The organism is Aeromonas sp. 30P (assembly GCF_051919805.1).
GTDB lineage: Bacteria > Pseudomonadota > Gammaproteobacteria > Enterobacterales > Aeromonadaceae > Aeromonas > Aeromonas veronii.
In genome coordinates, this window is record NZ_JBQBEA010000001.1 from 2,640,561 (window position 1) to 2,664,223 (window position 23,663).

25 protein-coding genes, 4 tRNA genes, 1 pseudogene and 1 riboswitch are annotated in these 23,663 nt (G+C 57.3%); of the genes and pseudogenes, 13 read left to right on the plus strand and 17 right to left on the minus strand.

Translation table 11 applies throughout. The features are described 5' to 3' along the window. Positions 1-12 precede the first annotated feature (12 nt). Entirely contained in the window at positions 13-330 is a 318-nt protein-coding gene (gene clpS, locus ACTG2B_RS12145; protein ID WP_005337111.1) for an ATP-dependent Clp protease adapter ClpS, read from the minus strand. Between the two features lie 229 nt (positions 331-559). Here clpS and cspD point away from each other — a divergent pair, with 229 nt between their 5' ends. After that, positions 560-778 carry a cold shock-like protein CspD gene (gene cspD, locus ACTG2B_RS12150; RefSeq protein ID WP_005300025.1) on the plus strand — a complete coding sequence of 73 codons (219 nt, stop codon included), beginning with the start codon at positions 560-562 and terminating at the stop codon, positions 776-778. 117 nt (positions 779-895) lie between these two features. Here cspD and folD read toward each other — a convergent pair whose 3' ends face one another. After that, a complete protein-coding gene (gene folD, locus ACTG2B_RS12155; protein ID WP_005337113.1) occupies positions 896-1,750 on the minus strand; it encodes a bifunctional methylenetetrahydrofolate dehydrogenase/methenyltetrahydrofolate cyclohydrolase FolD in 855 nt (284 codons plus the stop codon). Between the two features lie 213 nt (positions 1,751-1,963). Here folD and ACTG2B_RS12160 point away from each other — a divergent pair. The 8 genes from ACTG2B_RS12160 (at position 1,964) to ACTG2B_RS12195 (ending at position 8,316) form a co-directional block, all read left to right on the plus strand. After that, positions 1,964-2,040 (plus strand) — tRNA-Pro (locus ACTG2B_RS12160). Between the two features lie 37 nt (positions 2,041-2,077). Then, a tRNA-Arg gene (locus ACTG2B_RS12165) sits at positions 2,078-2,154 on the plus strand. Positions 2,155-2,206: 52 nt separating this feature from the next. After that, a tRNA-His gene (locus tag ACTG2B_RS12170) sits at positions 2,207-2,282 on the plus strand. Between the two features lie 317 nt (positions 2,283-2,599). After that, positions 2,600-3,310, plus strand: a complete 711-nt coding sequence (gene rstA, locus ACTG2B_RS12175) for a two-component system response regulator RstA (RefSeq protein WP_439995933.1) — start codon at positions 2,600-2,602, stop codon at positions 3,308-3,310. A gap of 21 nt (positions 3,311-3,331) precedes the next feature. Then, the gene (rstB, locus tag ACTG2B_RS12180; RefSeq protein WP_439995935.1) at positions 3,332-4,657 is read left to right on the plus strand and encodes a two-component system sensor histidine kinase RstB; all 1,326 of its coding nucleotides are present in this window, start codon (positions 3,332-3,334) and stop codon (positions 4,655-4,657) included. Positions 4,658-4,711: 54 nt separating this feature from the next. Then, positions 4,712-4,894 carry a hypothetical protein gene (locus ACTG2B_RS12185; protein WP_005337116.1) on the plus strand — a complete coding sequence of 61 codons (183 nt, stop codon included), beginning with the start codon at positions 4,712-4,714 and terminating at the stop codon, positions 4,892-4,894. 153 nt (positions 4,895-5,047) lie between these two features. Further along, complete coding sequence (mprF, locus tag ACTG2B_RS12190; protein WP_421286451.1) at positions 5,048-7,597, plus strand: bifunctional lysylphosphatidylglycerol flippase/synthetase MprF; 2,550 nt, start codon at positions 5,048-5,050, stop codon at positions 7,595-7,597. 11 nt (positions 7,598-7,608) lie between these two features. Continuing rightward, entirely contained in the window at positions 7,609-8,316 is a 708-nt protein-coding gene (locus ACTG2B_RS12195; protein ID WP_204419138.1) for an AcvB/VirJ family lysyl-phosphatidylglycerol hydrolase, read from the plus strand. A 307-nt stretch (positions 8,317-8,623) separates the two neighbouring features. Here the strand turns inward: ACTG2B_RS12195 and ACTG2B_RS12200 are convergent. Then, positions 8,624-8,711 (minus strand) — tRNA-Ser (locus tag ACTG2B_RS12200). Between the two features lie 134 nt (positions 8,712-8,845). Beyond that, positions 8,846-9,301, minus strand: a complete 456-nt coding sequence (locus ACTG2B_RS12205) for a YbjN domain-containing protein (RefSeq protein ID WP_193859395.1) — start codon at positions 9,299-9,301, stop codon at positions 8,846-8,848. 158 nt (positions 9,302-9,459) lie between these two features. Between ACTG2B_RS12205 and ACTG2B_RS12210 the strand changes: the two genes are divergently transcribed. After that, positions 9,460-10,797 carry a flavohemoglobin expression-modulating QEGLA motif protein gene (locus tag ACTG2B_RS12210; protein WP_439995937.1) on the plus strand — a complete coding sequence of 446 codons (1,338 nt, stop codon included), beginning with the start codon at positions 9,460-9,462 and terminating at the stop codon, positions 10,795-10,797. Positions 10,798-10,877: 80 nt separating this feature from the next. On the opposite strand, the gene ACTG2B_RS12215 is transcribed toward ACTG2B_RS12210, so the two are convergent. After that, on the minus strand, positions 10,878-11,459 hold the full coding sequence (locus tag ACTG2B_RS12215) for a thymidine kinase (RefSeq protein ID WP_005337121.1): 582 nt from the start codon (positions 11,457-11,459) through the stop codon (positions 10,878-10,880). Between the two features lie 91 nt (positions 11,460-11,550). Next, positions 11,551-13,130, minus strand: a pseudogene (locus ACTG2B_RS12220) (Na+/H+ antiporter NhaC family protein). Between the two features lie 88 nt (positions 13,131-13,218). Further along, a riboswitch (Lysine riboswitch) is annotated at positions 13,219-13,390 on the minus strand. Positions 13,391-13,692: 302 nt separating this feature from the next. On the opposite strand from ACTG2B_RS12220, the gene ACTG2B_RS12225 reads away from it, so the two are divergent. Beyond that, positions 13,693-14,097 carry an H-NS family histone-like protein gene (locus ACTG2B_RS12225; protein WP_206899770.1) on the plus strand — a complete coding sequence of 135 codons (405 nt, stop codon included), beginning with the start codon at positions 13,693-13,695 and terminating at the stop codon, positions 14,095-14,097. A gap of 70 nt (positions 14,098-14,167) precedes the next feature. On the opposite strand, the gene ACTG2B_RS12230 is transcribed toward ACTG2B_RS12225, so the two are convergent. The 5 genes from ACTG2B_RS12230 to ACTG2B_RS12250 form a co-directional block, all read right to left on the minus strand. After that, the gene (locus ACTG2B_RS12230; protein ID WP_368216839.1) at positions 14,168-14,743 is read right to left on the minus strand and encodes a cob(I)yrinic acid a,c-diamide adenosyltransferase; all 576 of its coding nucleotides are present in this window, start codon (positions 14,741-14,743) and stop codon (positions 14,168-14,170) included. Further along, positions 14,740-14,970 (minus strand): DUF3820 family protein, encoded by a 231-nt coding sequence (locus ACTG2B_RS12235; RefSeq protein WP_257124765.1) that lies wholly within the window; start codon positions 14,968-14,970, stop codon positions 14,740-14,742. Before ACTG2B_RS12235 ends, ACTG2B_RS12230 begins: the two co-directional genes overlap by 4 nt. Before the next feature lies 1 nt (position 14,971). After that, positions 14,972-15,643: a 7-carboxy-7-deazaguanine synthase QueE gene (queE, locus tag ACTG2B_RS12240; RefSeq protein WP_439995939.1), complete on the minus strand. Its 672-nt coding sequence runs from the start codon at positions 15,641-15,643 to the stop codon at positions 14,972-14,974. Positions 15,644-15,704: 61 nt separating this feature from the next. Beyond that, positions 15,705-16,412, minus strand: coding sequence for a 7-cyano-7-deazaguanine synthase QueC (gene queC / locus ACTG2B_RS12245; RefSeq protein ID WP_042013218.1), 708 nt, complete (start codon positions 16,410-16,412; stop codon positions 15,705-15,707). Positions 16,413-16,432: 20 nt separating this feature from the next. Continuing rightward, positions 16,433-17,056 carry a tRNA-uridine aminocarboxypropyltransferase gene (locus tag ACTG2B_RS12250; protein ID WP_439995941.1) on the minus strand — a complete coding sequence of 208 codons (624 nt, stop codon included), beginning with the start codon at positions 17,054-17,056 and terminating at the stop codon, positions 16,433-16,435. Here ACTG2B_RS12250 and rrtA point away from each other — a divergent pair. Beyond that, complete coding sequence (rrtA, locus tag ACTG2B_RS12255) at positions 17,055-17,648, plus strand: rhombosortase (protein WP_074042643.1); 594 nt, start codon at positions 17,055-17,057, stop codon at positions 17,646-17,648. The genes ACTG2B_RS12250 and rrtA overlap by 2 nt on opposite strands. On the opposite strand, the gene pyrF is transcribed toward rrtA, so the two are convergent. The 6 genes from pyrF to cmk all read right to left on the minus strand — a co-directional run bounded on the left by pyrF (position 17,623) and on the right by cmk (position 22,796). After that, positions 17,623-18,324: an orotidine-5'-phosphate decarboxylase gene (pyrF, locus tag ACTG2B_RS12260; RefSeq protein WP_439995943.1), complete on the minus strand. Its 702-nt coding sequence runs from the start codon at positions 18,322-18,324 to the stop codon at positions 17,623-17,625. The genes rrtA and pyrF overlap by 26 nt on opposite strands. A gap of 18 nt (positions 18,325-18,342) precedes the next feature. Beyond that, complete coding sequence (gene lapB, locus ACTG2B_RS12265) at positions 18,343-19,509, minus strand: lipopolysaccharide assembly protein LapB (protein WP_139463884.1); 1,167 nt, start codon at positions 19,507-19,509, stop codon at positions 18,343-18,345. 9 nt (positions 19,510-19,518) lie between these two features. After that, positions 19,519-19,803, minus strand: coding sequence for a LapA family protein (locus ACTG2B_RS12270; protein WP_005337143.1), 285 nt, complete (start codon positions 19,801-19,803; stop codon positions 19,519-19,521). A 158-nt stretch (positions 19,804-19,961) separates the two neighbouring features. After that, the gene (gene ihfB, locus ACTG2B_RS12275) at positions 19,962-20,246 is read right to left on the minus strand and encodes an integration host factor subunit beta (protein ID WP_005299934.1); all 285 of its coding nucleotides are present in this window, start codon (positions 20,244-20,246) and stop codon (positions 19,962-19,964) included. A gap of 92 nt (positions 20,247-20,338) precedes the next feature. After that, on the minus strand, positions 20,339-22,009 hold the full coding sequence (gene rpsA, locus ACTG2B_RS12280) for a 30S ribosomal protein S1 (RefSeq protein ID WP_005337148.1): 1,671 nt from the start codon (positions 22,007-22,009) through the stop codon (positions 20,339-20,341). A 94-nt stretch (positions 22,010-22,103) separates the two neighbouring features. Continuing rightward, complete coding sequence (gene cmk / locus ACTG2B_RS12285) at positions 22,104-22,796, minus strand: (d)CMP kinase (protein WP_019444698.1); 693 nt, start codon at positions 22,794-22,796, stop codon at positions 22,104-22,106. 248 nt (positions 22,797-23,044) lie between these two features. Between cmk and ribA the strand changes: the two genes are divergently transcribed. Beyond that, positions 23,045-23,638 carry a GTP cyclohydrolase II gene (gene ribA / locus ACTG2B_RS12290; RefSeq protein WP_005351157.1) on the plus strand — a complete coding sequence of 198 codons (594 nt, stop codon included), beginning with the start codon at positions 23,045-23,047 and terminating at the stop codon, positions 23,636-23,638. Positions 23,639-23,663: the final 25 nt, after the last annotated feature.

The window sequence follows — 23,663 nt, forward strand, 5'->3', positions numbered from 1 at the left end:
AAGTCATCAGATTCAAGCCTTTTCCATAGTACAGAGCAGTGGATGTTCGTTGTTACGTGCATAGGTGTTGACCTGGACAACCTTGGTTTCGGCGATCTCTGCGGTAAACATGCCGCAGACACCCTTACCACTATAATGCACACTCAGCATGACCTGAGTCGCCTTGTCCAAATCCATACCAAAGAACTTTTGCAGCACCTCCACCACGAACTCCATCGGGGTGTAGTCATCGTTGTTCAACACAACTTTATACATGGGTGGCGGCTGCAGCTTTGTTTTCTCTGCTTCTGCAATCTCTTCATTAGCAAAGAGTTCTTTCTGCTTGCTCATAATCGCGCTTTGGTACCTCTAGATTACTACCGTCTAACACAAGGTTGTCAATAGACTTGTTAACCAGATCACATCAGCTGTTAACAACTTCTTGACTCGCTCAAAAGTTAGACTAGATTGGTTACTTGCTAATCTGTGCCCGTCTGCTATGGGCCCATGTCCCTAGTTATAAAGGGCTGGCGCAGGTTACTCAACGACTTCTGGGTAATCAATAAAAGGATGTAGAAGTATGGCAACCGGCACAGTTAAGTGGTTTAACAACGCAAAAGGATTTGGGTTTATCTGTCCGGAAGGGGGCGGTGAGGATATCTTCGCTCACTACTCCACGATTCAAATGGAGGGCTACAAGACCCTGAAAGCGGGTCAGGCTGTCAATTTTGAACTGCAACAGGGGCCGAAAGGAAATCACGCCTCTGTGATTGTGCCAAACGAAGCACAAAATATGTAAATAACACCCGTTGGATAAATAAAAAACCGGTTCCTCTCTGAGCAACCGGTTTTTTATTGTCAGATTTCTGGCGAATCCTGCCTCCTCATGGGATCACAGGGTTATCGCCAGCCATGATCAGTCGTGATATTCACTGCAGGCGATCAGGGTATTTTCCATCAGGCTGGCGACCGTCATCGGGCCCACACCACCGGGTACTGGAGTAATGAAGGAGGCATGGCTGCGCGCCGTCTCAAACTCCACATCCCCGACCAGCGAGCCATCAGCCAAGCGGTTGATGCCCACATCGATTACCAGTGCCCCCGGTTTGATCCACTCGCCCGGGATGAAGTTGGGCTTGCCGACCGCAACAACCAACAGATCGGCACGGCGAACCTGCTCTTCCAGATCCCGGGTAAAACGGTGACAGGTCGTGGTTGTGCAGCCCGCCAGCAGCAATTCGAGGGTCATGGGACGCCCCACTATGTTGGACGCTCCCACCACAACCGCATGCAGACCATGTGTCTTCACGCCGGTGGTCTCGATCAGTGTCATGATCCCTTTCGGAGTGCAGGGGCGCAGCGCCGGAATACGTTGGGCCAGACGACCGACGTTATACGGGTGAAATCCATCTACATCCTTGTCAGGCTGGATCCGCTCCAGCACCTGAGTGGTATCAAAGTGATCCGGCAACGGCAGCTGAACCAGAATGCCATCTACGTGGCTATCCGCATTCAACTGGTCGATCAGCGCCAGCAGCTCTTCCTGACTGGCGGTTGCACTCAGATCATAGGAGCGGGAGAGAAACCCCACCTCCTCACATGCCCGGCGTTTGCTGCCGACATAGACCTGAGAGGCGGGATCCGCCCCCACCAGAATGACTGCCAGCCCTGGAGCCCGTTTCCCTGCCGCCAACCGCTGTTGGACTTGCGCCGCGACCTGGCTGCGAATCGTTTGCGCAACCTGTTTTCCATCTATGATTTTGGCAGACATCGTTCTCCACTCACCATGTGTTCAACTGCCGCGCATTGTCGCATTTTTTTAGCCGGGATGTTAGCGGCAGACGCACGCCAGACCTGTAGCGGGCAATAAGTAGGCACTTGAATTTACTGGGGGAAAAAGTCGTTGACGCTGCCCCTTACGCTTGGCTATGATGCCCGCCCGTTGCCCAGTACGACTCATGTCGATATGCTGGTCAGGGATTTTCGGTGATTAGCGCAGTCCGGTAGCGCATCTGGTTTGGGACCAGAGGGTCAAAGGTTCGAATCCTTTATCACCGACCATGTTCATCGACTCGTCCTCAAGACGTGTTGGTACAAAGCGCCCTTAGCTCAGTTGGATAGAGCAACGGCCTTCTAAGCCGTGGGTCGCAGGTTCGAATCCTGCAGGGCGCGCCATTGATGTTCCCCAATCCTTCTGGATTGGCGAGTGTTGATGAAGATTTCAGTGGTGGCTGTAGCTCAGTTGGTAGAGTCCCGGATTGTGATTCCGGTTGTCGTGGGTTCGAGCCCCATCAGCCACCCCATTATTCTGTCGATAATCGCCGCAAGGTGATGTCCATCGACTTGGTGCAGTGACCTTCTGATCTGCTCCACGAAAAACCGGCATTGGCCGGTTTTTTTGTTTTTGCGCCCGACAGCGCCTTGCCTTGTCTGCAAGGCCATCATCCTCCAGATCGATAAACGCGGCTCTGCCCATTTGTCACGATTCGCGCCTCCTCATCGATACACACAACCACGCTCCCCCGCACATCAGCCAGCCCGGTTCTTTTTCTGTATTTCCCAAGCGCCATTGATATGCTGATCGCACTTCTTCTCTCCTGCTTTCCGTTGGAGCTTTTCTATGCAACGCATTCTTTTTGTCGAAGATGATCCCGAGATTGGCCAGCTCATCAGCAGTTGGCTCGGTCGCCACGATATGGAGGTGATCCTCGAGCCCAGAGGGGACATGGCGCTGGCCCGGGTCGAGGCCGAACAGCCCGACCTGGTGCTGCTCGATATCATGTTGCCGGGACAGGATGGCATGTCCCTCTGTCGGGATCTGCGGCCGCGCTTCGACGGCCCCATCGTAATGCTCACCTCGCTGGATAGCGACATGAACCAGATCCTAAGTCTGGAGCTGGGCGCCAACGACTACATCCTTAAAACCACCCCGCCCCCCGTGCTACTGGCCAGACTGAGGGTGCAGTTTCGCCAGCACCAGCAAGCATCAACCCAACCGGCCGCCACCAGCTGCGTTCCCCAGCAGCTGCAATTTGGTCGGCTGCGGGTGGATGGCCCGGGGCGAGATGTGCGGCTCGATGGCGAGAGCATTGCTCTCTCGACCGCCGACTTTGATCTGCTGTGGGAGCTCGCCTGCCACGCGGGCCAAATCTTGAGTCGGGAAGCCCTCTTTCGCAGCTTGCGCGGCCGGGAGTACGACGGTCAGGATCGCAGCATGGATGTGGCCATCTCCCGCCTGCGCCGCAAACTGGGTGATAACCCCGACAACCCGACCCGGATCAAGACGGTGCGCCAGAAAGGCTACCTCTTCGTCCCCCACGCCTGGGAATAACCCTCTTTCGGGAACACCGCCATGCGCCGTCTCTTTATCCAATTCTATCTGTTGCTGATCGGCTGCTTCACCCTGGCCATCCTGCTGGTTGGTGTGGTCTATCAGGTGACCGCCGAACGGGCGGGTGATCGCTATCTCGAACGCATGATGCAGGGCTCTCTTGGCCTGTTGACCGGCGAGTTGGCAAGAACCCCGCCAGAGCGCTGGCCCGATCGGCTGGCCGAGCAGAGCAGTCAGTTTACCCTCCCCCTCAAGATCGGCGAGCTGGTGCGCCAGCCCCTGACCAGCGAGGATCAGGCCTTTTTGGCCGCTGGCAATATTGTCATCGTCGAGGAGGATGACACCTTCCTGCAACGCATCCCCGATACCGATCGGGTGCTGATTGTCGGCCCTGTACCCTACCTCTCCTACCTGCACGAGCTGCACTGGGTCGATGTGGGCCTGCTGCTGGTGATCGGCCTATCCCTCGGCCTGCCCATTCTTCTCTGGTTGCGTCCCCACTGGCAGGGTTTGCAGCAGTTGGAGCAGACCGCTCGTCGCGTAGGCGATGGGGATCTCTCCTGCCGAACCAATCTGCCACCGGGCAGCAGTCTGGCCCGGGTGGGACGCACCTTCGATCAAATGGCGACCCAATTGCAGGCCATGATTGCCAGCCGCAAACAACTGACCGATGCCATCGCCCACGAGTTGCGCACTCCGCTGGTCCGGTTGCGCTATCGGCTTGCCATGCTCGATCCTGCCCCTGCCGAGCAGGAGCAGCAGGCGCTGGAGCGAGATCTGGGAGCGCTGGACGCTCTGATCGAAGAGATGCTCACCTACGCCAAGCTGGATAGACCCGAGCTGCCGCTGCAGCAAGACGAGCTGGAGCTCAGTCACTGGGCACAAGCGCATCTCGGCGACTGGCAAGCGCTGGCACCCGAGAAGAGGCTCACCCTCGATCTGCTGCCACGCCACATGCCCTGGTGCGGCGATCAGCGTCTGCTGACGCGCGCGGTGGAGAACCTCATCGGCAATGCCCTGCGCTACGCCGAGAGCGAGGTTACCCTCTCCATCTCGCGGCTACAGGAGAACTATTTGCTGGAGGTGAGCGACGATGGGCCGGGGATCGATCCGGCGCTGGCGCCCCAGATCTTCGAACCATTCGTGCGCCTTGATCAGAGCCGGGATCGTCGCACCGGCGGCTCCGGGTTGGGGCTGGCCATCGTGCGCAGCATTGCCCGTCATCACGGGGGGGATGTGGCGTTGCTGGCCAGTGACCACGGCGCCCGCTTCTGCCTCACCCTGCCTGTACATTTGGATACAAACCGTCACCAACCGCTCACTGAAGGGCCGCTGCAACCGTCATAGGATGACTGTCATGGAGAACGCTCCATAACATCAACCCGAATAAGGAAATTGAACATGAAAAAGATCATTCCTCTGACCCTGGCAGCCGTCTTCGCCCTCACTTCCGGTTTCACCATGGCGGCCACCCCGACCAAGACTGCCACACCGCAGGCTACCCAGACCAAGGTGGTGAAAAAACACCATAAAGCCACCCACGCCAAGACCCCTGCCGTCAAAGTCGCGCCGAAAACCAAGTGATCCAAGCGGTCACTTGATAGCACAAAGGGAGGCTGACGCCTCCCTTTCCATCTCTTCCCGAAATTTTCCTGACGAGCGCCTCCCTCGTCCAAACCGGATCCACGACCCAGCTCCCCCTTTGCGGGAAACGGTCAATGACCACAGGAACATGGCATGTGGCGTCATCTGCTTAAATGGCTCGGCCCCTTGTGCAGCTTGCTGCTGCTCGGCACCGCTCTGATCGTGCTGTATCACCTGACTCAGGCATGGCACTGGCACGATATTCGTCTGGCCATCTGGTCCCAACCCCTGCCGCGACTGACGGGCGCCCTGTTGCTGACCCTGCTCAGTTATGGTTGCCTCTGCAGCTATGACATGCTGGCGCTCCATGCGCTGGGCAAGCGCCTTCCCTGGCAACAGGTCAGCATCACCTCCTTTATAGCCTACACCTTCTCCAACACCCTGGGATTTGCCCTGCTGACCGGTACCTCGGTACGCTATCGCCTCTACTCCGCACTGGGGCTCGCCACCGGGGAAGTGGCCCGAGTGGTGCTGTTCTGCTCCATCACCTTTTTCCTCGGCCTGCTGGCGTGGGGAGGTGGCGCCCTACTGACCTGCGATGTATCACAGCTGCTGCCTGACTGGCCGCAGTGGGTAGATACCCTGCTCAGGCTGGCGGGCGTCATGGCTCTGCTGTTGGTGGCCAGCTACCTCTGCTGGCCTACACACCGTCTCTCCTGGCGCGAACACACCCTGACCCTGCCCGGCTTCAAGGTTCGGCTGTCGCAGCTGCTGGTCGCGCTGGCCGACTGGATGGCCGCCGCCGCCGTGCTGTTTGTGCTGTTGCCTGCAGATAGCGTCCCCTACCCTGTGCTGCTCAGTGCCTTCGTGCTGGCCAGCTTCCTCGGGGTACTGGCCCACGTGCCGGGCGGGATTGGGGTGTTCGAAGCGAGCATGAGCCTGTTGCTGGCTAACTATCTGCCAACCGACAAGCTGCTCGCCTCGCTGCTGCTCTATCGCTGCATCTATTACCTGCTTCCCTTTCTCTGTGCCCTGCTGCTCTTTGCGAGTCAGGAGATGCTGCAACAAAAAGCGCGCTGGCAGCGGCTACAGGGGCTGATGAGCGCAGTGCGCGAATTTCTTCCCGCCCTTATCAGCATGGGCACCTTCGCCGCCGGCAGCCTGCTGCTCTGCTCGGGGATGATCCCGACCATGCGCAGCCACATTGAAGTCTGGCTGCAGGTGTTGCCGCTCCATCTGCTGGAGCTCTCCCACGTGCTCGGCAGCGTGAGCGGTATCCTCCTGATCCTGCTGGCGCGCAGCCTCTATCGCCGTCACGACGCCGCGTTTCGCATCACCCAGCTGCTGCTGGCTCTGGGTATCGCCTTCTCCCTGCTCAAGGGGGGCGACTGGGAGTCAGCCCTGCTGCTTGGCAGCTTCCTGCTGCTCATGACCCCCTGCCGCTCTCTTTTCTATCGCAAGGGGTCGCTGCTCTATCCCCAGTACACCCCGGGCTGGCTCATTTCGGTCGGCGCCGTGCTGCTGGGGGCGCTGTGGCTGCTGCTCTTCTCCTATCGTCAGGTGGAGTATGACCACGCCCTCTGGTTCCACTTCTCGCCACACGGCGGGGCTGCCCGCGGCCTGCGCGCCATGGGGAGCGTGGTGGCCGTGCTGGCCGTGGCCGGGGTCGCCCAGCTGCTTGCGCCGCTGCGCATGGTCGGTGAAAAGCCGGACAAGGAGACGCTGGCGCGCGCTCAGGAGCTGGTGGTGCGCGAAGGGGGGATCCACGGCTATCTGGCCCAGCTACAGGACAAGTCCCTGCTGTTCCATCCCGCCAGCGACGCTTTCCTGATGTATGGCATCGAGGGCAACAGCTGGATTGTGATGGGGGATCCGGTCGGCCGCCCCGAGCAGATCGAAGAGCTGCTCTGGCAATTTCGCGAGCGGTGCGACGAGCACGACGCCAACCCGGTCTTTTATCAGGTCTCGGCCCGCTATCTTCCGCTCTATCTGGAGCTGGGGCTGATCCCCTTCAAGCTCGGTGAAGAGGCGATGGTCGATCTGGCCACCTTCGATCTGGCGGGCAGCCGGCTGCGCAACCTGCGCCAGAGCCACGCCAAGGGCAAACGGGAAGGACTGACCTTCGAGGTGGTCGAGGCAAGTGCCGTGGCCCCCCTGCTGCCCAGATTACAAACCGTCTCCGATACCTGGCTGCAGAGCAAGATGGGCAAGGAGAAGGGCTTCTCGGTCGGCCGCTTCGAGCCTGACTACCTGACCCTAAGCCCGGCTGCGCTGGTATGGCACGAGGGGCAGATTGTCGGCTTTGCCAACCTCTGGGTGAGCGATAACAAGGAGATGCTCTCCATCGATCTGATGCGCTACAGCCTGGATACCGGCACCGCCCCCATCATGGATTTTCTCTTTGTCGAGCTGCTGCTGTGGGGTAAGGCGCAGGGGTACGCCAGCTTCAATCTGGGGATGGCCCCCATGTCCGGCTTCAACGATCATCCGCTCAACAGCTATTGGGCCCGCCTTGGCAATACCCTGTTTGTGCGTGGCAGCCGTTTTTACAACTTTCAGGGGCTCAGACGCTACAAGGAGAAATTTTCGCCCCGCTGGGAACCCCGCTACCTGCTCTGCAGCAGCAAGCTGGTACTGCCCAGAACCCTGACTCACCTGATCACCCTGATTAGCCGCGGCCCGCTGGGGCTGATCAAGAAATAGGAGCATGGCCAATGAGAGCCCTGATATTGCTGTTACTCAGTCTCGTACTGCCCGTTTCATCTTTTGCGGCGCATGCCGCCCCGGTCAAGGATGACCTGAGCCTGATTGAGCTGCCGGTCAAGCAGCCATCGGACGCCCCCATGGTGATCTTTCTCAGCGGCGATGGTGGCTGGGCAGCGCTCGACAAGGGGTTGAGCGCCCAGTTTCAGCTGCACGGCTTGCCGGTCGTGGGCTGGAGCTCCCTCACCTACTACTGGAAGAAGAAAACCCCGGAGCAGGTGACCGCCGATCTGGAGCGGATCCTCGATGATTACCAGACTCGCTGGCAGCGCCCCCGCTGGCTGCTGGTCGGCTTCTCGTTTGGTGCCGAGATTGTCCCCTTCGTCATCAACCGGTTGCCGGAGCACTATCGTCAGGGGCTGGTCGGGGCCGTGATGCTCTCCCCCTCCACCAGCTCGGATTTCGAGATCCACGTCAGCGACATGCTGACCCACAAGACACGTAGCTACCCGACCGAGCCGCAGGTGAAGACCATCCGGGACCTGCCGATGCTCTGCCTGCAAGGAGCCGATGACGATGACGGCGACCGCCTCTGCCCCCGTCTCAACCAACCCAACGTCACCAGCGTCACCCTGCCGGGAGGACACCATTTTGACGATAACTACCCCCAGCTCTATCAGGCCATCACCAAGCATCTGAACCTGTCCCCGGCTCCGTAGTCTGTGGAGCATTAACCCGTATCACCACGGAATGCCTTTCAAGTACCGATCAGGGCGAATCAGCGAGCAATGAAAAGGGCCTCTCTTGCGAGAGGCCCTTGTACTGAATTGGGCGGAAACTTTAAAAGGAGCGACCAATGGATTGGCTGTGCCGTCAAGGTCACCGAGGCATTTCACTGCTATTGCCCAAGCTGTTCAGCCAGATGCTGGGCTATCAACAATAAGGATTTGCAGTCCTATGCTGACAACCGCTCGGGATTGCGCCATAAAACAAAAGCCCCGATGTTTCCATCAGGGCTTTGCAATGTGGCGGTGAGGGAGGGATTCGAACCCTCGATACGTTGCCGTATACACACTTTCCAGGCGTGCTCCTTCAGCCACTCGGACACCTCACCAAATTTTGGTCTGTGGTTTAACGTGTTCAGCCAACACGGTGTTCGCTGCGCTGTTGCGCTGGAACGGGGCGTAATTTAGGGGAAAGCCCCGCCCGCGTCAACGGCTTTTTTCACCTAGCGAACCGTTCGAACACTTAATGCACAGATTCCGGTGCAACCTGGATTTCCGGCAGGTTGAGGAAGCCGAAACGTTCGCATTCGGCAACCAGTTCGTGGGTAGCGGCGATAGTGCTTTGCACGAACAGCAGGAACTGCTCGACGCTGAGTCCGGCCTTGGTAAAGACGGTGTGGCCGACCACCAGCCGCGGCAGGTTGTCATCGATGATATCGAGGAACACCTTGAGGGAGGGGTACTGCATATTGAGTCGGCCCAGTTCGGCAACCAGCGGCAGCATTGCGGAGGGGCGCACTTCCAGCTCGGAGGAGAACAGCAGGCCTTCCTCTTCCACGAAGATCCGGCTCTCCTGAATACCATCGACCGACTGCAAAGAGACAATGTGGATACCGTGACACTGGTCGCAGACATAGTGCTCGATACGAGCCTGTTGCAACCAACGCATTATCATTTCGGAGCTGGGGATATTCATCATTTCCACGACAAGATTGGGATCAAGGGGCGCAGTCTAAACCAATTTGCTATCAACAAAAAGCACGCCAACCCGATAACCCTGCGGCTCGCTTCTTTTTGGCAAGCGCTATGCATATACTCAGCCAAATCCACGATGACGCTTGCCCCACAGGGGGCCCCATGACTATCCAAGAAAAGTATCGCCTTCATCTGAAATCACTCTCGGATGAGCTGCTCACCCTGCAAAAACCCATCCGCATTCTGGATGCCATCAAATGGCCACGCCATCTGCAGGATCGCTTTCTGGCAAGCGGTGGCAGGGAGCTGCCCGCTATCGACAGGCACTTCTATGATGCCCTCCCCCTCGGCTTCGATCCGCGCAACAAATATCTCGAACTCAAGGAGCTGCGGGACCGGATCCGCAGAAAACTGGGGCCACAGGACGATCTTGGCCGGATCCTGCAAGAGACGGTCGATCAGTACATGGTGGTGATCGAGATGCTGCGTCAGCGCGGCCAACCCGATTTTCAGCGTTACAGCCAGCTGCTTTATGGCTCTGCCAGCGATCACCTGCGCGGGGATCGCAAGACTCTCAAGGAGCTGGGTGCCCGCCTGTGCGATATCTTCTCCCTGCCCGGCGCCCGCCATCTGGTGCGCCCCTACCCCAAGGAGTTCGAAGGAGAAGCCGCGGTCGCCAAACTGCAGGGCAAGCTGTCGAGCTACTTCAGTGACGGCACTGTGCAGGTGAAGCTGAGCGATGGCATCGTCTCCGATGCCGCTGCCGGTGGCGACTACATCAAGCTCAACTCCCACGCCCGTTTCTCCGAGCTGGACTTGCAGGTGCTGGAGGTACACGAGGGATGGGTCCATGTCGGCACCACCCTCAACGGTCGCCAGCAGCCTTATGCCACCTGGCTGAGCGCCGGTTCACCACGGATCACCGCCTGTCAGGAGGGGCTGGCTGTTCTGATAGAGACCCTCACCTTCAGCTCCTTTCCGGATCGGGCCAAGCGTATCTCCGATCGGGTGATGGCCATCGACATGGCCGAGCGCGGCGCCGATTTTATCGAGGTGTTTCAGCACTTCGTGGAACAGGGCACCAGCGAGCACGACGCCTACAAGATCACCCAGCGGGTCTTTCGTGGCGGCATGGTGGGCGGCGGCGCCTGTTTTACCAAGGATCTCTCCTACGTGCGTGGCTATGTGGAGACGGTCAACTTTATCCGCAGCGCCGTGCTGGAAGGGGTGCCCGAGATCCTGCCAATGCTGTTTGTCGGCAAGGTGACACTGGATGACATTCCGGTGCTCTATCAGCACTATCTGGAGGGGCTGATTGCCGCTCCCCGCTATTTGCCGCCGATGTTTCGCGATCTCACCGGCCTCTATGTCTGGTTCGGCTTTGCCTCCGGCATGTCGCTAGTGGATATCGGTCGGGTACAGCACCATTTTCGCCAGCTGTTTCAACGCCTGCCGGTGGCCGACCCCATCATTGCGCCGGTGGATATCGAGATCGACTGAACCACAGCGATACAAGTTGGGGAAAATAAAAAGGGCGCCAGATTGGCACCCTTCTCGACTATTCAGATATCGCAGCCGACTTACTTGTAGGCCCGACCTTCGAGATAGTGTTTGCGACAGAGCGACACATAGCGATCGTTGCCGCCGATCTCCACCTGTTCGCCATCACGCATCACCTGCCCCGCTTCGTTGACCCGGGAGTTCATGTGAGCCTTGTTGCCACACCAGCAGATGCTCTTCAGCTCTTCAAACTTGTCGGCCAGACAGAGCAGATGGTAGGAACCGGGGAACAGCTCGCCGCGAAAATCGGTCTTGAGGCCATAGGCCATCACCGGAATATCCTGCTCATCGACGATGCGGGCCAGCTGGTAGACCTGCTCACGGGTCAGGAACTGGGCCTCGTCCACAATAAAGACATCGATATGTTTCTTCGCATGGCGCTCTTTCACCATTTCAAACAGATCACAGCTGTCGCTGAACACGTCAACCTTCAGTTCAAGGCCTACCCGTGCACTGATCACCCCGACCCCGAAACGGTCATCGATGGCTGGCGTCATCGCCAGAGGATGCATGCCCCGCTCCAGATAGTTGAAGTGCGCCTGAATGAGCTGGGTGGATTTGCCTGAATTCATGGTGGCAAATTTGTAGTGCAGTGAAGCCATGATACTGTTCCGAAACTGAATTTATGGGGCGCATGCTAACCAAAGCCCCTGACAAAACCAAGGGGCCCGCGGGCCCCTTGCTCTATAAATGTTACGCGGTGGCCAACACTGGCCGCGCTTTGGCCTTTTTCAGGTGATAGCCGGTAAAGAGCACGAACCAGAGGGCACTGACACTGAAACCGGCCAGGCTGGAGTGCATCAAGCCCATCGCCAGGTAACCGATGGCCGCGCCGAAGGCGATGGCCAGTGCATAGGGCAGCTGGGTCATCACGTGATCGATGTGATGGCAACCGGCACCGGTGGCAGAGAGGATGCTGGTGCTGGAGATGGGTGAGCTGTGATCCCCGAACACCGAGCCAGCCAGTACCGCAGCCAGCATCGGCAGCATCAGGCTGATGTCGCTGGCGGCGGCCATGTCACCGGCCAGCGGCAGCATGATGCCGAAGGTACCCCAGCTGGTACCAGTAGCAAACGCCATGGCACAGGAGAGGATAAAGACCACGGCAGGCAGCACTTCGATCGGCAGGTTGCCGTTAGCCAGCGAAGCTAGGTACTTGCCGGTCTCCACGTCGCGCACCACGGCACCTATGGTCCAGGCGAACAGCAGGATGTTGATGGCCGGCAGCATGGCCATGACACCTTGCGGCGCGGCCTTGATCCAGTTCTTGGCACCCAGCTTCAGACGCATCGCCAGACCGATGGAAACCACCAGACTGCACAGGGCACCGTAGACCAGCGAAGAGCCGACATTGGTGTTTTCGAACGAGCCGAGCACGCTGAACGGCAGACCTTTCTCGCTCAGCACCGCCGCACCGGAATCGATCATGAAATAGATGGTGGCAGCGGTCAGGGTCAGGATCGGCAGGACCATGTCGATCATGCCGCCGTTGCTCTCTTCCGGGCTCTCCATATCCAGACCAATGGGGCGGCCCTTGGACTCATCCCACAACTTGCCTTCCAGCGCCCACGCTTCGTGTTGACGCATCGGGCCGATATCCAGCTGACAGGCGATCACCACCAGCACCATGATGAGGGTGAAGACGGCGTAGAGGTTCATCGGGATCATCTCGACAAACGCCGCGATGGGGCTCTGTTCAGTCAGACCGTGGGCCGCCATGATGCCGCCAACCAGAGCGATGATATAGGCGCCCCAAGAGGAGATGGGCATCAGCACGCAGACCGGCGCCGCGGTGGAGTCCAGCAGATAGGCCAATTTGGCACGGGAGATCTGGAAGCGGTCGGTGACCGGACGGCAGATGGCCCCCACCGACAGGCTGTGGAAGAAGTCATCGATAAAGAAGGCAAACACCATCATGCCGGTCAGCGCTTTGGCGCCCTTGCGGGTCTTGGCACGACGCTCGGCCCACTCGGCAAAGGCACGGGTCGCCCCGGAGACGCTCATCAGGCTGATGAGGCCACCCAGCAGCAGCATAAACAGGATCATGTTGACATTGTCACGATTGAGCGCGCCATCGACCCAGAAGATCTTGAGCACGGTATTCAACATGTAATGCAGGGATTCGAGGGGTGAAAACTGATTGAGCAGCAAACTGCCGGTGACGATGCCCACACCAAGGGACAGCAGCACGCGGCGGGTCATGATCGCCAGCGCGACAGCCAACAGGGGGGAAGAACGGACCAACCGGAGTCGGCGAAATGACTAATGTCCATGATCTCTTTGCACCTAAAGATTACAGGTGGAGATCTACCGAGAGGATCTAAAGAAACAAAACCTATGGGGAGGTCATACTCCTCAGCCCCTTCAGGTAGCGCTCCATAGTGGATGACTATGGCAGTCCTGCACCTATTAGATGCAGAACCAGCAGCCCGGTATGATGGCCTGGCCACTTCGGCGCTGACTCCTTTCCTTGTGCATCACAGGCATCACCCTCCGCACAAATACTCATAGGCAGCGCGCCTCTACTTAAAGGTATTCGCCGCACATTTTATCGAGATGGCAGCTTATAGCAAGTTTTTTGATTAAATAGTCATGACAAACATATCAAGCTCGAAAAATGGTAGTCAAATGATGCAACAACACCAGCTTTGACGCTATTTTCACCTACTGCGGTTTCATTGGCATCCAATCACCAAGCCTATTGCAGGCCATATTAAATATCTGTATCGATGTTCCCCACGGATATTATATTTAACCCGGCTTGACTTATTTAAATCGCCAAGCAAGAATCAGCTAGAACATAATATTTTTCTCTGACTCGACGTGGTAACTCCTATGAATGAATTTTTAAAGGTACTGCTTAATATCCGCAGTCTGCGTGCGACCTGCCGCGAACTTTCTCTGGAACAACTGGAAGAGGCACTGGAAAAACTCTCTGCGATCGTTGCTGAGCGTCAGCAGGATGAAGCTGCCGAGCGTCAGGCCCGTGAAGAGCATCTGCGGAAAATTAACGAATATAGCGAAATGCTGAAAGCCGCCGGTATTGACCCGGCAGAATTGGTAAGCGCTGTCGCTACCAACCCCGGCAAATCAGAAAAAGCCAAGCGGGCGCCACGTCCGGCCAAATATCGCTATCAGGATAATGGCGTAGAGAAAACCTGGACCGGCCAGGGCCGTATGCCTTCGGTCATTGCCAGCGCAGTGGCAGCAGGCAAATCACTGGAAGATTTTGCTATCTGATCTCAATCTCGTTGCGAATAAAAAAACCTCGCTAGGGCGAGGTTTTTTATTGCCGCTTAAACGTGACATATCAGATAGCCGATTGCGGGCGATCTGCTGCCTTGACCCACAGCACTTCACGATCCCCTGCTACGCAGATGAGATAGCGGGCAACAGTAAAGAACCAGTCACTCATCCGGTTCAGATAGGGCAGCACCTCGGGATTGACCCGCTCTTCCCGGCTCAATGTCAGCAGCAAGCGCTCGCAATGACGCACCAGAGTACGCACCACATGCGCTTGCGCCGAGGCACGGGAACCACCGGGCAATATAAATTGGCGCAGCGGCGGCAATGGCTCACTATAACGATCTATCTGCTGTTCAAGGCGAGTGGTCCAGGCGGCATTAACTTGCCAAATTGATTCATTCTGGGCGTCGCTGGAGAATGCCAACTCGCCCCCCAGATCAAACAACTCCTGTTGCAACAGCTGTAAATCAGCCAATAAGCCGACCTCTTGCGATGGTACGTCACAAATCAGCAAGCCAATATGGGAGTTGAGCTCATCGATATAACCGTAGGTCTCGACTCGCAAATGATCCTTTGGCAACTGGATACCATCGGCCAGCCGGGTCATGCCCTTGTCGCCCTGCCTCGTATATATTCTCATACCGACATCCTGTTAATAATGGGAATAATCATGGACTCGAGTCCATTGAGTTTGATTTCGTAAGCCAACGCCAGCGTCTGGCCCAATTTACCCGCCGGAAAACCGCTGCGCGCCATCCACACCAGATAGGGCTCGGGAATATCGATGATACGCCGCCCATGATATTTACCGTAAGGCATCTTGTTGGTCAGAGTCAGCAGCACCTGTTCGTCGGATAGCCAATCCATATTAATCGATATCCAGATATTTATGAGTCTGGATAGAGAGCCGCCAGTTACGCGCGATACAGGTATCCATCGCCAATTTGGTGGCCCTGGGCTTCTGGCTGATCGGCTGCAAGGCAATGACCACATCAGGGCGCAGGGTAGCAGTAGCGAGCAGCGCATCCAGCTCTTCAATATGGTGCTCGGTGGCCACCGGATGCTTGATCTCGTTGGCCCGCTCCAGCGCCGAGACCAGCACAGGCAGCCCCCCTTTCATACCGATCTTGGGGGAGACGGTTACCCAGGTCTGCTCATGGGTCTTGATCTCGCTGGTGCCACTGGTTTCAATCTGCACCTGATAACCCGCCGCCAGCAGGGCTGACGAGAGTTCGTGCAGATCGTAGAGGCAGGGCTCGCCACCGGTGATCACCACATGGCGCGCCTGATAACCCAGGTCGGTAAAGCTCTTGATAATCTGCGCGGTGCTAAGTTGGCTCCAACAATCGGATTCGTTGGAGCGATCCAGCACCGCCGCCTTGCCCACTTCACGAGCCGGATCAACAACCCAGGTATGACGGGTATCGCACCAGGGGCAGCCCACCGGGCAACCCTGCAGGCGAACAAAGATGGCGGGCAGGCCGGTAAAGATGCCCTCCCCCTGGATGGTCTGGAAAATCTCGTTGATTGGGTAGTGCATCTCGATCACGGCTTGTTGCAAAAGTCGCGGATTATACCCCAAGCCACGGCAAGACGCAGGCTCACTCTGCGCTTTTCTCACCCAGCCCGGTTTTCTCAAACAGTCTGGCCATAATGCCCGCCTTGTCGGCCAGATAGTTGTTCAGGCCGCGACTGCGCAGTTCACACGCAGGACACGTGCCGCAACCGTCACCGGCAATGCCGTTGTAGCAGGTCAGGGTCTGCTGGCGCACCGTGTCGAGGTGACCATAGTGATCCGCCAGAGCCCAGGTCTCGGCCTTGTCGAGCCACATCAAGGGAGTTTCAAAACGGATGCCGCGATCCAACCCCAGCGACACCGCCTGATTGAGGGCCTTGACGAACTCGTCACGGCAATCGGGATAGCCGGAGAAGTCGGTCTCGCAGACACCGGTGATCACCGCTTCGGCGCCCACCTGATAGGCATAGATGGAAGCCAGGGTCAGGAACAGGATATTGCGACCCGGCACGAAGGTGTTGGGCAGGCCATTATCCTGCAGCTCGCAGCTGACCGGGATGTCGTCACGGGTCAGGGCAGAGACCGCCAGCTCATTGAGCAGCGTCACATCCATCACCTTGTGGGCGGCGATCCCCAGAGCACTGCCCAGACGACGCGCGGTGTCGATCTCTTCCCGATGGCGCTGGCCATAGTCGAAGGTGATGGCGTGCACTTCATCATACTGAGCCAATGCCTGTACCAGACAAGTGGTGCTGTCCTGACCGCCACTGAAAACCACGACTGCTTTTTTCATCTTGATAACTCCTTCAAATGTCACGCGCGGCGGCCTTCGGCAAAGTCCTGCCACTGGGTATTCAACCGGTTAAACAGGGTCAGCAAGGGCGCATAGTGCTCCGGCCTCCCCTCCCACCGGGACAAGAGGTGATAGCCCGCCTCTATGGTAGAGAGGGCATCGGGAAAGGGTTTCTTTCGAATGGCATATTGACCGGCAATGGCACCAACGCCGATGCGGGGCAAGCGGGCCAGTGCCGGGTTGCTCTGCAACATGCGATAGGCTTTGCGCCAGGTGCCGTCTAACAAGATAAAGGCGACGGATGCGGAGCCAGAGGATTCACTCTCCCACTGTTGGCGAAGATCGGTCAGCGAAATGGCATCCTCATCCGGCCAGAGTAGATAGCAGCGACGAGAAGGATCTGCAAGCAACCCATTGAGCCACTCATCGCGGGAAAAGTCCTCCCCCACATGGATCTCGCACTGTTGCAAAGAGGCTGCCAGCAGCGCCGCGGTCCCCTTGGGATGTGCCACCTCGTTGGGGTGCTGCAAGATGTAGAATGGCGTGTGATTGTCAACCGGCACAATATAATCGCACAGGCAGGCTTTGAGGGCTCGGGTGCAACGTGTACAGTATCGACTGTTCTTGTCGTTGGACTGTTTCATGTTGTCAGACAAATCTGGATTGCTCTGGGTTATCACGCTCTCTCTCACCAGCTTGCTACTCTTCTTTACCGTTCCCAATCTTCAGCTCTCCTTCGATCGGCCCTTGATCGCCGGGGGCGAAGGGTGGCGGATCATAACAGGCAATCTGGCTCATACCAATCTGTGGCACCTGCTGCTCAATCTGGGCGGCCTCGCCATCCTCTATAGCCTGTTTCGCGACTATCTGGGTGGGGCTCGCCTGCCGCTGCTGATGTTGCTGCTCTGGCTGGCAGTGGGCTTGGGGATCTGGTGGTGGTGCCCGCAGACCCAATGGTACATGGGGCTATCCGGCTCGCTGCATGGCCTGTTTGTCTGGGGGGCAATGCAGGATATCCGCCACGGACGCCGCACATCGGGCTGGCTACTGTTGGCAGGGATGGGGCTCAAGCTGGCGATGGACTTCTACAACGCAGGAGAGAGCCCGATATCCACCCTGATCAATGCCAGGGTACACATCGGCTCTCATCTTATCGGGGCCGGTGCAGGCCTGTTGCTCGGCCTGCACCGCGTATCACTGAGTGAGCCTGTTACGCACCAGCCAGCTCGGCATTGATGCTGGCCAGCATGGCGGCCGGATCGGCAGCCTGCGTAATGGGGCGACCGATAACCAGATAATCGGACCCCGCCTCGACCGCCGCTTTCGGTGTCATCACCCGGCGCTGATCCCCGGCCGCTGAACCAGTCGGGCGAATACCCGGGGTCACCAGCTTGAACTCATCACCCAGCAAGGCTTTAAGCTCATGGGCCTCGTTGGCAGAGCAGACCACCCCATCCAAGCCGGATGCCTTGGTCAAGGTAGCCAGCCGGATCACCTGCTCGGCCGGGCTCACATCCAACCCGAGGGGGATCATGTCGGACTGCTCCATGCTGGTCAGCACGGTCACGCCGATAAGCAGGGGGGCCTTGTCGCCATAAGGCAGCAGCGCCTCTTTGGCGGCACGCATCATCCGCTCACCACCACTGGCATGCACGTTGACCATCCAGACACCGAGCTCGGCACTGGCTGCCACCGCTTTGGCAACGGTATTGGGAATATCGTGAAATTTCAGATCCAGAAAGATATCGAATCCCTTGGCCACCAGCTGGCGTACAAACTGCGGGCCAAACAGGGTAAACATCTCCTTGCCTACCTTGAGACGGCACTGGGCCGGAGAGATACGTTCAACGAACGCTAAGGCATCTGCCTCGTGCTGATAATCCAGCGCTACCAGTACTTTGGGATCTTGCATCTCACATCCTATTGCTTGTTATTCACCGTCCAGACCACGGATCGGCTTGATGGAACCCCACTGGCGACAAGACGGGCACTGCCAGAACAGCGAGTGAGTGGCAAAGCCACACTGCCGACACTTGTGGGTTGACTTGATTTTGATCTGCTCGCCGACCAGCTGTTGCAGCAGTTCGAGGCTCTCCTTGGCAGGCCCCTCTTCCGCACTGGCCAGCTGAAAACCCACCAGCTGGTAAAAACCTTTCATCGACGGATGACGACGCAGCTGACGCAACACCAGCGAACGGGCCTGGCTCAGGCCATCACGCTCTTCAACCAGCTTGGCAAGGGCCAGGGTCACGCTGACACCGGCGTGATCTTCCACTGCCTTCTCAAGCAGTGGGATCAACGCAGGCGTGCGCCCCAACTGCTGATAGCACTCGAGCAATTTGGGCATCGCCTCGGAGGCAAAGTCGATATCCTGCTCGAACACCCGCAGCAGCTCCTTGCTGGCCTGCTCATACTCCCCCTCAGCCATGGCGAGCTCAGCGAGGCGCAAACTGGCCCGGGCACATGCCGGATTGATATTGAGCGCCCGTTTGAGCTTGGCCAGCCCCTCCCCTTTATTGCCCTCACGAAGCGCGGTTTCGGCCTGTTCGCAATAGAAATGGGAGATGGGGTCGGCCAGCTTCTTGCCCTGGAATTTTTGCAGACGAACCGCCACATCGATGGCCTTGTCCCAATCCCGCAACTGCTGATGGATAATCAACAACTGTGCCAGCGCCGTCTCTTCAAAATCGCTGTCGTCACACAACTCGTTCCAGAGCGCTTCCGCCCGGTCGAGCAGACCGGCAGCAAGAAAGTCGCGAGCCAGCTCCTGCAGGGCAAGCTGGCGCTGCTCCCGGGTCAATTGGCGGGTTACCAGGTTCTGGTGGATCTTGATGGCACGATCGACCTCCCCACGCTGGCGAAACAGGTTGCCGAGGGAGAGGTGTGTTTCGATGGTTTCACTGTCCACCTCAAGCAGTTGGATAAAGAGATCCACCGCCTTGTCGGACTCATCGGACAGCAAATAGTTGAGGCCCGCCACATACTGGCGGGAAAACTGGTTACTCTGTTTTTGGGTGTCCTGGCGAACACTCCTGCGACCCATGTACCAGCCATAACCGGCGGCGATGGGCAACAGCAGGAAAAGCAGTTCAAGCATTGAGGAACATTATTCCTTACCCGGTGACCGGGCCAGCTCCAACTCGCGGGATTGACGACGCATGGTGCGGTTGAGGGTGCGGTTTTGCATTTTCAGGCGCAGGAACAGCAGGCCGAATACAAGCCAGCCCAGCAAAAAACCGCCAGCGAAGAAGAAGCCCAACAGCATGGCAAGCGAAAACTCACCCTGAGCGATCAGGTAATTGAACTGAACCAGCTGGCCATTTTGTGAGCCCAGCGCCAGGGTCAGAACAAACACCAGCACCAGCGGAATGAGGGCCAAAATACGCTTCATAAGAGCTCCCTGTCAGTATCTAATGAGAGGCTGATTATCCTTAAAATCGCAGGCAGACTCTAGAGTGAATGGGAAAAGAGTTTAAGAAACAAGACGATTGGCACAGGAATCGGTGCCAAAAAGAAAAAAGGCATACCCGAGGTATGCCCATTTCTGCATTATTCAATGATGTTGACGCGCTCGCGCAACTCTTTACCAGGTTTGAAGTGCGGGACATATTTCCCGGTCAGTTCAACCTTGTCCCCAGTCTTGGGGTTGCGGCCCACACGGGGCGCACGATAGTGCAGTGAAAAACTGCCAAATCCGCGGATTTCAATCCGGTCGCCGTTTTGCAAGGTCGACGCCATCTGCTCAAGGATCTCCTTGATGGCGGCTTCGACATCCTTGGCCGGCATATGCATGCGGCTGGCTGCCAGTTGTTCGATGAGATCTGATTTGGTCATAACGTTAAATCTCCTTCCCCGATCACATGCAATATTCATTTTGCCAGGATAAAAAAGGGCGGCGCAATGCCGCCCTTTTCTTGCATCAAGGATTACTCACCCTTGGCGGCTTTGAACGCTTCCATCATAGCATTGCTGAACACAACTTCTTCTTGCTGGTTCAGGTTATCGATAGCAACACGCTCATCAGCCTCGTCCTTAGCACGGACAGACAGGCTTACGGTGCGGTTCTTACGATCAACGCCCATGAATTTAGCTTCAACTTCGTCACCAACAGACAGCACCAGAGTGGCGTCTTCTACACGGTCACGAGCAGCGTCGGAGGCACGCAGGTAGCCTTCTACGCCATCAGCCAGTTCGATAACGGCACCTTTGGCATCAACCTCGGTAACCTTACCCTTCACGATAGCACCTTTCTTGTTGTCAGCCAGGTACTTGTTGAACGGGTCTTCTTCGATCTGCTTGACACCCAGGGAGATGCGCTCACGCTCCGGATCCACTTGCAGAACAACGGCTTCGATCTCGTCGCCTTTCTTGAATTCACGCACGGCTTCTTCGCCCTGGTTGTTCCAGGAGATGTCAGACAGGTGAACCAGGCCGTCGATGCCGCCATCCAGACCGATGAAGATACCGAAGTCAGTGATGGACTTGATCTTGCCGGAAACACGGTCGCCTTTGGCGTGAGTTTCGGCAAACAGCTGCCACGGGTTGGATTTGCACTGCTTCAGACCCAGGGAGATACGACGACGCTCTTCGTCGATGTCCAGAACCATCACGTCAACCACGTCGCCAACGTTAACAACTTTGGACGGGTGGATGTTCTTGTTGGTCCAATCCATCTCGGATACGTGTACCAGGCCTTCAACGCCTTCTTCGATTTCAACGAAGCAGCCGTAGTCGGTCAGGTTGGTCACGCGGCCAGACAGACGGGTGGTCTCCGGGTAACGCTTGGCGATAGCAACCCAAGGATCTTCGCCCAGCTGCTTCAGACCCAAGGATACACGGGTACGCTCGCGGTCGAACTTCAGAACCTTGACAGCGATCTCGTCGCCAACGTTGACGATTTCGGAAGGATGCTTAACGCGCTTCCACGCCATGTCGGTGATGTGCAGCAGGCCGTCAACACCGCCCAGATCTACGAATGCACCGTAGTCGGTCAGGTTCTTGACGATACCCTTAACTTCTTGACCTTCTTGCAGGTTAGCCAGCAGGCTTTCGCGCTCGGAGGTGTTCTCGGTCTCGATCACGGCACGACGGGAAACAACAACGTTGTTGCGCTTCTGGTCCAGCTTGATGACTTTGAACTCGAGTTCTTTGTTTTCCAGGTGAGCGGTGTCACGGATCGGACGCACGTCAACCAGAGAACCCGGCAGGAAGGCACGGATGCCGTTCAGTTCAACGGTGAAACCACCCTTGACCTTGCCGTTGATGATACCGATAACGGTAGCTTGCTCTTCGTAAGCCTTCTCAAGCTGCAGCCAGGCTTCGTGGCGCTTGGCTTTTTCGCGGGACAGCTTGGTTTCGCCGAAACCATCTTCGATAGAGTCCAGAGCCACGTCAACGGTGTCGCCGACGTTGATTTCCAGCTCGCCCATGGCGTTCTTGAATTCTTCAGCCGGGATAGCGGACTCGGATTTCAGACCGGCGTCAACCAGTACGAAACCGTTCTCGATAGCAACGACAGTACCCTTGACGATGGAACCTTGACGGGTTTCAACGGCGTTCAGGGACTCTTCAAAGAGTTGAGCAAAAGATTCGATCATTGTTTATGTCACAAATGAAACATCCACTTGCAATCCGGCACAAGCGGGGCTGTTTTAAATAATCTGCGCCATCCTTGGTGCAGACGACCGGATGTCAGCTTGCGCTGGCATCACCAAGTTGTTGCTCTGCATAGGCGAGTACTGTTGCCAGCACTTCATCTATGGTCATGGCGGTAGAGTCTACCACCAGAGCATCTTCTGCCGGTTTCAGGGGTGCTGTAGCGCGATTTCTGTCGCGATCGTCACGTTCCCGAATCTCGGTTAAAAGACGCTCAAAGTTAACATCAAAGCCCTTATCTTGCAACTGCTTATAGCGACGCTGGGCCCGTTCTTCGGCACTGGCGTCGAGGAAAATCTTCACCTCGGCCTCGGGGAAAACAACTGTACCCATGTCACGACCATCGGCAATCAGACCCGGGGCCTGACGAAATGCCCGCTGACGGCGCAGCAAGGCTTCGCGCACACGGGGGAAGGCGGCGATTTTACTGGCAGCATTACCCACTTCTTCGGTGCGGATGGTGCGGGAGACATCTTCCCCCTCCAGGATCACCTTGACCAGATCGCCCTCAACCTGAAATTGCACATCCAGATTGGCAGCCAGCGGCACCAGTGAGGCTTCACTGTCCAGCTCTACATCGTGATGCAGGGCGGCCAAGGACAACACCCGATAGATGGCGCCCGAGTCCAGCAAGTGCCAACCCAGCTTCTCAGCAAGCAGCTGACACAAGGTGCCTTTACCTGCACCACTGGGGCCATCAATTGTCATTACGGGGGCCATCTGAGGCATAACTTCTCTCCTGCACTGTGTTGCTCCCATCCCGAAGGGGTGGGTTAATGGGCGCCGATTATACCCGAATGTGGTGAGCCTGGCAGTCATCAACCCGCACAAAGGGCCAAAACCCCGACGGACAGCTGTGCTTGTATCTCATTTGGAGATTTCATTAAGCAATGCAGGGACTTGTTCTTATGGTCGTTCCTGACAAGGCGCGCTAAACTGGCCCCCTTTTTTGAGCCGTTAGTAGTAAGGAGCAACCTATGAGCAGCGTTACCCTCGTGGCCAAATCCAAATTGCCAACCCCTTGGGGCACCTTCACGCTGGTAGGTTTTCAGGAAACCGGCACAGGCAAAGATCACGCCGCACTGGTGATGGGCGACATTACAGGTGACGAGCCCGTGCTGGGCCGGATCCACTCAGAGTGCCTGACCGGCGACGCCCTGTTCAGCCTGCGTTGTGACTGCGGTTTCCAGTTGCAGGCGGCCATGGAGAATATCGCCAAAGCCGGTCGTGGCGTGTTGCTGTATGTGCGTCAAGAGGGCCGTGGCATCGGCTTGCTCAACAAGATCCGCGCCTATCACCTGCAGGATCAGGGTGCCGATACCGTGGAGGCCAACGTGGCCCTTGGTTTTGCCGCCGACATGCGCGATTACACCATCTGCGCCGACATGCTCAAGCAGCTTGAAGTCAAGTCTCTCAAACTGATGACCAACAACCCGCGCAAGATGAAAGCGATGGAATCCTTCGGTATTCCGGTGGCCGAACGGGTACCGTTGCAGGAAGGGCGCAATCCCCACAACGAGTTCTATCTGTCGACCAAGGCCAACAAGCTGGATCACATGCTCAAAAAATGAGCCTGCATTGACGAATGTCAGATAG